The 260-nt window shown below is 53.5% G+C and carries 1 rRNA gene; it reads right to left on the bottom strand.

The window, feature by feature from the left end:
• Nucleotides 1-44: 44 nt before the first annotated feature.
• Nucleotides 45-160: ribosomal RNA gene (gene rrf / locus A7098_RS22220) — 5S ribosomal RNA — on the bottom strand.
• Nucleotides 161-260: the final 100 nt, after the last annotated feature.

Genomic DNA, 260 nt, shown 5'->3' with positions numbered 1-260 from the left:
CGCAAAAAGGCCATCCTTACGGATGGCCTTTCGCTTTATCTGATGCCTGGCAGTTCCCTACTCTCGCATGGGGAGACCCCACACTACCATCGGCGCTACGGCGTTTCACTTCTGAGTTCGGCATGGGGTCAGGTGGGACCACCGCGCTACGGCCGCCAGGCAAATTCTGTTTCATCAACACGTCCTGTTCCGACATATCGATTTAATCTGTATCAGGCTGAAAATCTTCTCTCATCCGCCAAAACAGCTTCGGCGTTGTA

The sequence above is a fragment of the Escherichia sp. MOD1-EC7011 genome (genome assembly GCF_002965005.1).
Classification (GTDB): domain Bacteria; phylum Pseudomonadota; class Gammaproteobacteria; order Enterobacterales; family Enterobacteriaceae; genus Escherichia; species Escherichia ruysiae.
The sequence above is the reverse complement of the archived record's forward strand: the minus strand, read 5'-3'. Positions and strand labels throughout refer to the sequence as shown.